This is a genomic window from Robertmurraya sp. DFI.2.37 (assembly GCF_029211245.1).
GTDB classification, from domain to species: Bacteria; Bacillota; Bacilli; order Bacillales; family Cytobacillaceae; genus Robertmurraya; species Robertmurraya methanolica_A.
This window is the reverse complement of sequence record NZ_JARGEJ010000698.1, coordinates 1-295: the sequence shown is the minus strand read 5'-3', so window position 1 is coordinate 295 and position 295 is coordinate 1. Positions and strand designations below refer to the sequence as shown.

Annotated in this window: 1 pseudogene; it reads left to right on the top strand. The window is 39.0% G+C overall.

Annotated elements, in window-relative coordinates:
- A pseudogene (locus PZE06_RS28270) lies at nt 1-230 on the top strand (beta-ketoacyl-[acyl-carrier-protein] synthase II); the annotation flags it as partial.
- Nucleotides 231-295: the final 65 nt, after the last annotated feature.

Here is a 295-nt window from a genome sequence, read left to right as displayed (position 1 = left end):
ATTACAATGATAAATTTGAGACATTAGCAATAAAGGAAGTGTTCGGTGAGCATGCTTATAAGCTCGCAGTCAGTTCGACGAAGTCGATGACAGGTCATTTGCTTGAAGCAGCTGGTGGAGTTGAAGCTATTTTTACCGTATTGACTTTAAGAGATTCTGTTTTACCACCAACAATCAATTTACAAACACCTGATCCAGAATGTGATTTAGACTATGTCCCAAATGTTGCTTGAACTGCCTGCTTTCTAGCAACATTTGGGACATAGTCTAAATCACATTCTGGATCAGGTGTTTG